The following is a 7,469-nucleotide window of genomic DNA, read 5'->3' on the forward strand; positions in this document are numbered from 1 at the left end:
CGTCGTGCCCGGCTGCGAATCCGCCGCGCCATCGGGCGACGGACGGGCTCCGGCCGTGGGCGCGTTCGCCAGCGGCTGGGTGCCGTCGCCGCGGGCGTGGCGCGCCCAGTAGCCCGCGCCGGCGCCCGCTCCCAGCAGGAAGAGCGCGGCGGCGGCCGCCACGCGCAGGGCCGGGTGCAGCCACACGCGCCGCGGCATGGCCGTCACCCTGGCCGGCCCGCGCACCAGTCCCTCGGCGGCCAGCCGTTCCTCCAGCGCCCTCCACGCGCCCGGCGAAGGCTCCGGGTCGGCAAGGCCGGCCAGGTCCTCGGTCTGCGCCCGCATCTCCTCCATCTCCCGGCGGCACACCAGGCAGCCGCGCAGGTGGGCGGCCTCGTCGGGCTCGGGCGGCTCGTCCACCAGCCGCGCCAGGTCCTCCAGGCTCAGGTGCTGCATGTCTCCACTCCGTGCATCGGTTCGGGGGCGGGGGCCAGCATCGCTCGCATCTTGCCCCTCGCCTTGAAGAGCTGGCTCTTGCAGGTGCCGGCGCTCACGCCCAGCATCTCGCCGATCTCCTCGTGCGTGTATCCTTCCACGTCGTGCAGCACCAGCACGCGCCGCATGCCCTCGGGCAGCCGGGCCATCGCCTTCTCCAGCCGCAGCCGCAGCACCGCCTGGTCGCCCGCGGGGCGGGTGTGCACCGGGCAGTCGTCGTCGATGCTGGTCTCCCGCCCGGCCCGCCGCTCCCGCGAGCGGCGGCCGTGCAGGGCGCTGTTCACCGCGATGCGGTGCAGCCAGGTGCTGAACGCCGAGTCGCCGCGGAAGGTGGGCAGGGCGCGGATCGCCCGCACCCACGCCTCCTGGGCCCAGTCCTCGGCCAGGGCGTCCTCGCCCGCGAGGCGCCGGACCACGGCGTACACGCGCCGGGAGTGGCGCTGGTACAGTGCGCGCACCGCCCCGCCGTCACCCTGCTGTGCCTGTCTGACGAGATCGGTGTCTTCCATGGTCCGGTTCCGGGTCCACCTGATCAGATGCCGGCCCGCCCCGCACGGTTGCCCGGGGCGGCGGAAAGGAGCCTGCATGGCGGGAAGGGCGGGGCCGGGGGCGCGGTAGATGCGGTCCCCGCGTGGTCCCGCGGCGGCGGCCCAACGTTCGGCGTGCCTGGGGGGTACTGTCCTGCGAGGCCGGCGCGGAGGCTCGTGCGCCGCGCGATGGCGAATGGTGAGACTACGGCAATGTAACGCGGCCGGTTCGGCCCGGAGGTTATAGTACGATGAAGATGATTCACCGCATGCTGCTGGGCCTCGCGCTCGCAGCGGCCCCGCTGCCGCTGGCGGCGCAGGGAGGGGCGGGACCGGACGTGGACGCCGCCGACCCGCGTCCCTTCGCGCTGCTGCACGAGCACGCCGCCGAGCTGAACCTGAGCGCCGCGCAGGTGTCGCGCCTGGAGGCCATCGCCCGGCGGCTGGAGGCGCAGAACGGCCCGTTGCGCGAGCAGCTGCGCCGGCAGATGGCGGACTTCCGCCAGGAGCGCCGCGCCGCCTTCCAGCGCCTGACGCCCGAGCAGCGCCGCGACACCCTGGCCCGCCTGCGCGACGAGCGCCTCCAGGGCCACCGCGCCGACGTGCCCGAGCCGATGCGGCCCACGGTGGGGCAGATGCGGCGCAACCTCCAGGCGGCCATGCAGGAGGCGCAGGGCGTGCTCACCCCGCAGCAGAAGGCGCGGGCCCGCCAGCTGATCCGGGCGCGCGGTCCCGGCGGAGGGCGCCCCGGCGCGGGCGGACCGGGCAGGCGCCGCAGGCCGGGCGCGCCCGGGCGTCCGTGAACGGGCTGGAGGTGCCGCTTCCCGCAGGCGCCGCGCACCGCCCCCCGTCGACCCGCCAGGCGCCGTCGGCGGAGGAAGCGGCGGACGAGGCCGCGCTGGTCGAGCGGGTGCGGCGCGGCGACGCGGCCGCGTTCGACCGGCTGGTGAACGCCTACATGCGCCGCGCCTTCTCGGTCGCGTACCGGCTCATGAGCCAGCGCGAGGACGCCGAGGACCTGGTGCAGGACGCGTTCATGGCCGTGCTCCAGCGCATCGACACGTTCGAGGCGGGGCGCCCGTTCGGGCCGTGGTTCTTCCGAATCCTGGTGAACCGCGGCCTCAACGCCCGCAAGGCGCGCTCGCTGCGCACGGTGGACGAGATCCCCGAGAGCGCGGCGACGCACCTGGCCTCGCCGGAGCGCGAGGCGGAGCGGTCGGAGCTGCGCGGGGCTTTGACGGAAGCGATGGCGGCGCTGCCCGAGCGGCAGCGGACCATCCTGCAGCTGTTCGACGTGGAAGGCTTCGGCGGGCCGGAGATCGCCCAGATCCTGGAGATCTCCGAAGGCACGGTACGGTGGCACCTGCACGAGGCGCGGAAGACGCTGCGCGGCGTGCTGTCGCGATACGAAAGGAAGAGCACCGATGGATGAGATGACCCCCCTGGCCGCCGAAGACCCCCGGCTGGCCGCCGCCCTCCGCGACGTGCACGGCGACGCGCCGGAGCACGAGGTGGATTGGGACCGGATGCGAGGCGCGATCTCCGCGAACGCCGAGCTGCCCCTCGCCCGCCTCCGTGCCGCCGAGCGCGCGCGCACGGGCGACGAAGGTGCGCACGCTCCGGCCGCGGCCGTGCCGGTCCGGAAGATCGCCTCGCTCCGCACGCGCTGGCTCGTTCCCGCGGCCGCGGCGGCGAGCATCGCGCTCGTGGCCGTGAGCGGCGTCCTGAAGCGCGACACGATCGCCGGCTCCGGCGGCCAGGTCGCCACGCAGGTCCGCGAGCCGACCGTCGATCAGATGGTCGAGGCGTCCATGCCGGACCCCGTTGGCCAGCTCATCAGCGGCGAAGCCGAGTCCGACGCCCTCCTCAACGCCGCCGTCGGCACCTGAAGCCGTCCGCGTACGATCACACAAGAAGCGCCCCAACCTCGCGAGAGGGCCGGGGCGCTTCTTTTCCGGTAGATGATCGGCCCACGCATCGGCCAAATCCCCGACCATCCATTCAGACAGGTGGACGTCTGCGCATCCGTCCGCGCCGCCGACGCGACGACGCACCGGTTCTCGGCCATCCACCTATGCTGAAAGACGGTCGCACACATAGGTGCGACCCTACCATGCGGTGGTCCCGATGCGGGTGGTTCGGTGCACGGTTTCACGCACCATCGCCGCCGACCGGTAGGGCGCGGACCTGCGTGTTCGCCCGTGCTTCGGCTACGAGGATGTGCCGGTGGCGCGAACGTCAGCCGACGACGTCGCGGAGGTGGGCGACGTAGCGGGCGGCGATGCCGGGCCAACCGTACGTCGCCTCCACGAACGTTCGGGCGCGGGCGGATGCTTCCGCCAGCGCGGCGCGGTCGTGGTGGCAGCGGAGGATGGCGTCCGCGAGGGCGCGCGGGTCCAGCGGGGGAACGAGGTCGCCGTTCTCGCCCGGTGTGACCGCGTCGAGGATGCCTTCCATCGCGCTGCCGACGGTGGGGAGACCGGAGAGGCCGGCTTCCAGGATGACGATCCCGAAGCCCTCCATGTCGCCCGCCACCGGCACGTTCGGCATCACGAACAGGTCGGCGCCGCGATACAGCTTCCCCAGCATCTCGTCCGTCACGCGGCCGAGGAGGCGGACGCGATCATGCAGCCCCTGCCGCTCGATCGCCGCTCGCACGGCGGGCGTCATCGGCCCTTCGCCCGCGAGGAGGTAGACGACGTCGCGCGGGAGCAGCGGCATCACCTCGTCCGTGAACCACTGGAAGCCCTTCCGCTCCACGTGGCGCCCCACGCTGGCGAGCAGCAGCGCATCTCCCGGAATGGGCGCGTTCCCATCTCCCGACTGCGCCAGCGCCGCCAGCAGCTCGCGCCGGCTCGCGCCCGGAACGCGCGGCTGCGACAGCCGCGACAGGTCGATGCCGACGGGGACGACGCGCGACCTCTCCCGCGGCAGCCCCCGCGCCACGCACTGCTCCGCCGTCGCTCGGCTGATCGGGAAGGCCACGTCCAGCGCACCCAGGGTTCGTGGCACGATGCGCTGCCACACCGGGTTCGGATCCGTGACGTCCAGCCCGTTCGTGATCGCTGCGAGCCGCGCGCCCGCCGCACGGATGCGCCCCGCGAGCGGCATCGCCAGCGTTGCGGTGACCATCGACGAGAAGAACACGGCGTCGATCCGCTCGCGCCGCACCGTCGCGGGCAGCGTCGCCAGCAGGCGGGCGAGGTACGGCCCGACGCGGTACGGCGTCCACTTCCACGACGTCCGCAACACCTCGGGCACGAGCTCCACGTCCGGGTTCGCGGCCAGCGCGGCGTGGAGCTCCACCGCCAGGCGCTGCATTCCCCCCACGTTGTCCAGCGGCCGACCCGCCGGCGGAAACGAGTGGGAGATGTAGAGGATGCGAAGGGCCCTCACCCGGCGGCCCGAGAGCCGCCACCCTCTCCCGCAAGCGGGAGAGGGGACGTACTGCGGTGTGTCGTGGAGGAGACTTCGGCGCGGTGTCCAGAGTTCGTCGCGGCGAGGTCGGAAGGCGAACTCATGCGGTGAGCTCCACTTCCACGGCGTTGTCGTAGAAGACGGCGCCGCCGCCCATGTCGGTCACGGCTTGCGACGTGGTGTCGTTCACCGTGTGCCCGTCTGCGGAGAGGCGGGCCCAGCGGACGCCGTAGGAGACGGCCACGCCGGGGCGCACGTCCTCGGTGACGACGGCCCGGGCGGTGAAGGCGCCGCGGTCGTTGAAGCTACGCACCGCGTCTCCTTCGCGGATACCGCGCACGGCGGCCTCGTTGGGGTGCAGCAGCAGCTTCGCCTCGCCGGCGGCGCGGGCGAGCGGCGGCACGTTGGCGAAGGTGGAGTTCATGAACGGGTGCTCCGGCGGCGACAGCAGCATCAGCGGGAAGCGCGCGGCGCGGGCCGGGTCGGCGGATGCGCTCTCGGCGGGGGGTGTGTACGCGGGCAGGGGATCGAGACCCAGCTCCGCCAGCTCCGGCGCGTGGATCTGTATCTTCCCCGAGCGCGTGTTGAACCGCTCCGGGTCCGCATACGGCGCGAAGTCGCGCGGCACGTTCAGGCGCACGTAGCCTTCATCCATCAACCGTTCCAGCGTGACCCCCGCCATCACCGGGTGCGCCGAGTCCAGCGCCTGGCGGATGAGGTCGAGGTCGGTGTCGCGGAACTCCGGATCCTCCAGCCCCATGCGCTGCGCCAGGCGGCGGAAGATCTCGGAGTTGGGCAGGCTGTCGCCGACCGGGGCGATGGACGGGCGGTTGAGCGTGACGTACAGGTGCCCGTAGGCCGTGTGCACGTCCCAGTGCTCAAGCTGCGTGGTCGCGGGCAGCACCCAGTCCGCATAGTCCGCCGTGTCCGTGCGGAAGTGCTCCAGGACGACGGTGAACAGGTCCTCGCGCCGAAGCCCCTCGCGCACCTTGCCCAGGTCGGGGGCGACGGCGCCGGGGTTGGAGTTGTAGACGACCAGCGCCTTCACCGGCGGTCCGCCCACGCCCGCGTCCGGCCGCGTGAGCGCGGCGCCGAGCTGCACCATGTTGATGGTGCGCGTGGCCGGCGGCACCCAGTCCGGCCTCTCCAGCGCGGGTCCGTTCGCCTTGAACGCGCCGGAGGTGGAGAGCGTCGCCCCGCCGCCCACGTCCTTCCACGCGCCCGTCACGGCAGGGAGGAGAGAGACCACGCGGATGGCCATGCCGCCGCCCGCGTGGCGCTGCATGCCGTAGTTGAGGCGGATGAACGTAGGCCGCGTCAGCGCGTACTCGCGCGCGAGCGATTCGATCGCATCCGCATCGATGCCCGTTTCCGCTGCTGCGCGCGCCGGCGTCCACTCGGCCACGCGGTCGCGCAGCATCTCCCAGCCCACGGTGTGGCGGGCGAGGTAATCGCGGTCCTCCATGCCGTCGCGGAAGATCACGTGCATCATCCCCAGCGCGAGCGCGGCGTCGGTGCCGGGGCGGATGGCGAGGTGCGCGTCGCACTGCGCCGCCGTGCGCGTGCGGATGGGGTCGATGGCTACGAGGCGCGCGCCGTTCTCGCGGGCCCGGCGCAGCGCGGGCCACAGGTGCGGGTTGCTGGTGAGCGTGTTGGTGCCCCACAGCAGCACCAGCTTGGCGCGCTCCGCCTCCTCGGGCGTGGGGCCCATGCGGTCGCCGTACGTGTGCTTCCATGCCTCCGTGCCCGCCGCCGCGCAGATCGTCCGCGCCAGCAGGCTCGCCCCGATGCGGTGGAAGAACCGCCGGTCCATCGACTGGCTCTGCACCAGCCCCATCGTCCCGGCGTACGAATACGGGAGGATGGACTGCGGACCGTGCGGCCCGCTGCGGATGGCGTTCAGCCGCGCGGCGATGTCGCCCAGCGCCTCATCCCACGTCGCCGGCTCGAAGCGGCCCTCGCCCTTGGGACCCACGCGGCGCAGCGGCGTGGTGAGCCGGTCCGCGTGGTAGGTGCGCTCCACGTAGCGGTTCACCTTGGTGCACAGGAAGCCCTGCGTGACCGGGTGCGCGGGGTCGCCCTGCACGCGCACCGCGCGGCCGTCGCGCACGTGCACCAGCATGGCGCACGTGTCCGGGCAGTCGTGCGGGCAGGCGCCTCGCACCACGCCGTCGCGCACCAGCGGCAGGGCTTCGGAGATGGGCATCGTCACGTAGGGAAAAGCGGCGGAACGGCTTGCGCGGTCGCTCTCAATCTACAGTCCCGCCCCGGTCCGTACCAGCACGCCGGGGCGCTGCGGCGTCACTCACGATTTCCCTGTGATCATCGACGAACACGCCTCACGCGGAGACGCGGAGGACGCGGAGAACAGCTCGCCCTCCTGCAGTTCTCGGCGTTTCCGCGCCTCCGCGTGAGCCTATGCGGTTTGGAGATGCGGGCCCGCGATGGCGCGGCCCGGTTCCCGCATCGCCCGCGGCGCTTCAGGTTGGCGCGGCATCCACCCGAACGCAGCGACCGATGTCATCTACCGAAGAGCCAGGCGAGACGGTCGTTTCGCTTTCCACCGGCAGGAACGAGATGGAGACGGTGGAGCTGGAGCACGCGTCCGGCAGCCGCGCGGTCCTGTACCTGAACGGCGCACACCTCACCTCGTGGGTGGCGGCGGACGGGCGCGAGATGCTTTTCGTGAGCGAGCGCGCGCGGTTCGAGGGAGGCGTGACCATCCGCGGCGGCGTGCCGGTGATCTTCCCGCAGTTCGGGGAGGGCGCGCTGCCCAAGCACGGCTTCGCGCGCACCGCGCAGTGGGAGATGACGGAGATGGGCACCGGCGATGATGGCGCCGCGCTCGCCATCGTGGAGCTGTGCGACAGCGACGAGACGCGCGCGATCTGGCCGTACGCCTTCCGCGCCGAGCTGGCTGTGAGCCTCGCCGAGAGCCTGTCGATGACGCTCGCCGTCACCAACACGGGCGAGCAGCCGTTCGCCTTCACCGGCGCGCTGCACACCTACTTCCGCGTGGACGACGTCTGCCACGCCGCGGTCGAGGGGCTG

Annotated in this window: 8 protein-coding genes; 4 read left to right on the forward strand and 4 right to left on the reverse strand. The window is 73.0% G+C overall.

The window, feature by feature from the left end:
* Window positions 1–435 (reverse strand): hypothetical protein (locus VFE05_04825; GenBank protein HET6229381.1); only part of this gene is annotated, 435 nt, incomplete at its 3' end.
* On the reverse strand, window positions 423–983 hold the full coding sequence (locus VFE05_04830; protein ID HET6229382.1) for a sigma-70 family RNA polymerase sigma factor: 561 nt from the start codon (window positions 981–983) through the stop codon (window positions 423–425). The genes VFE05_04830 and VFE05_04825, both read right to left, overlap by 13 nt.
* Before the next feature lie 269 nt (window positions 984–1,252).
* Here VFE05_04830 and VFE05_04835 point away from each other — a divergent pair, with 269 nt between their 5' ends.
* From VFE05_04835 to VFE05_04845, 3 genes are read left to right on the forward strand one after another with little or no spacing between them, the layout of a single operon-like run.
* Window positions 1,253–1,804, forward strand: a complete 552-nt coding sequence (locus VFE05_04835; GenBank protein HET6229383.1) for a hypothetical protein — start codon at window positions 1,253–1,255, stop codon at window positions 1,802–1,804.
* Window positions 1,801–2,433: a sigma-70 family RNA polymerase sigma factor gene (locus tag VFE05_04840; protein HET6229384.1), complete on the forward strand. Its 633-nt coding sequence runs from the start codon at window positions 1,801–1,803 to the stop codon at window positions 2,431–2,433. Before VFE05_04835 ends, VFE05_04840 begins: the two co-directional genes overlap by 4 nt.
* A gap of 1 nt (window position 2,434) precedes the next feature.
* The gene (locus VFE05_04845; GenBank protein HET6229385.1) at window positions 2,435–2,890 is read left to right on the forward strand and encodes a hypothetical protein; all 456 of its coding nucleotides are present in this window, start codon (window positions 2,435–2,437) and stop codon (window positions 2,888–2,890) included.
* Between the two features lie 349 nt (window positions 2,891–3,239).
* Here VFE05_04845 and VFE05_04850 read toward each other — a convergent pair whose 3' ends face one another.
* Both VFE05_04850 and VFE05_04855 read right to left on the reverse strand, forming a co-directional pair.
* Window positions 3,240–4,397, reverse strand: a complete 1,158-nt coding sequence (locus tag VFE05_04850; protein ID HET6229386.1) for a glycosyltransferase family 4 protein — start codon at window positions 4,395–4,397, stop codon at window positions 3,240–3,242.
* 121 nt (window positions 4,398–4,518) lie between these two features.
* Complete coding sequence (locus tag VFE05_04855) at window positions 4,519–6,624, reverse strand: molybdopterin oxidoreductase family protein (GenBank protein HET6229387.1); 2,106 nt, start codon at window positions 6,622–6,624, stop codon at window positions 4,519–4,521.
* A gap of 311 nt (window positions 6,625–6,935) precedes the next feature.
* On the opposite strand from VFE05_04855, the gene VFE05_04860 reads away from it, so the two are divergent.
* Window positions 6,936–7,469 (forward strand): hypothetical protein (locus VFE05_04860; protein ID HET6229388.1); only part of this gene is annotated, 534 nt, incomplete at its 3' end.

It is taken from the genome of Longimicrobiaceae bacterium, from assembly GCA_035696245.1.
In the GTDB taxonomy this organism is placed as follows: Bacteria; Gemmatimonadota; Gemmatimonadetes; order Longimicrobiales; family Longimicrobiaceae; genus DASRQW01.

Coding starts and splice junctions, on each gene's coding strand:
- VFE05_04830 (HET6229382.1), bottom strand. CDS start 983: ATGGAAGACACCGATCTCGTCAGACAGGCACAGCAGGGTGACGGCGGG.
- VFE05_04835 (HET6229383.1), top strand. CDS start 1,253: ATGAAGATGATTCACCGCATGCTGCTGGGCCTCGCGCTCGCAGCGGCC.
- VFE05_04845 (HET6229385.1), top strand. CDS start 2,435: ATGACCCCCCTGGCCGCCGAAGACCCCCGGCTGGCCGCCGCCCTCCGC.
- VFE05_04855 (HET6229387.1), bottom strand. CDS start 6,624: ATGCCCATCTCCGAAGCCCTGCCGCTGGTGCGCGACGGCGTGGTGCGA.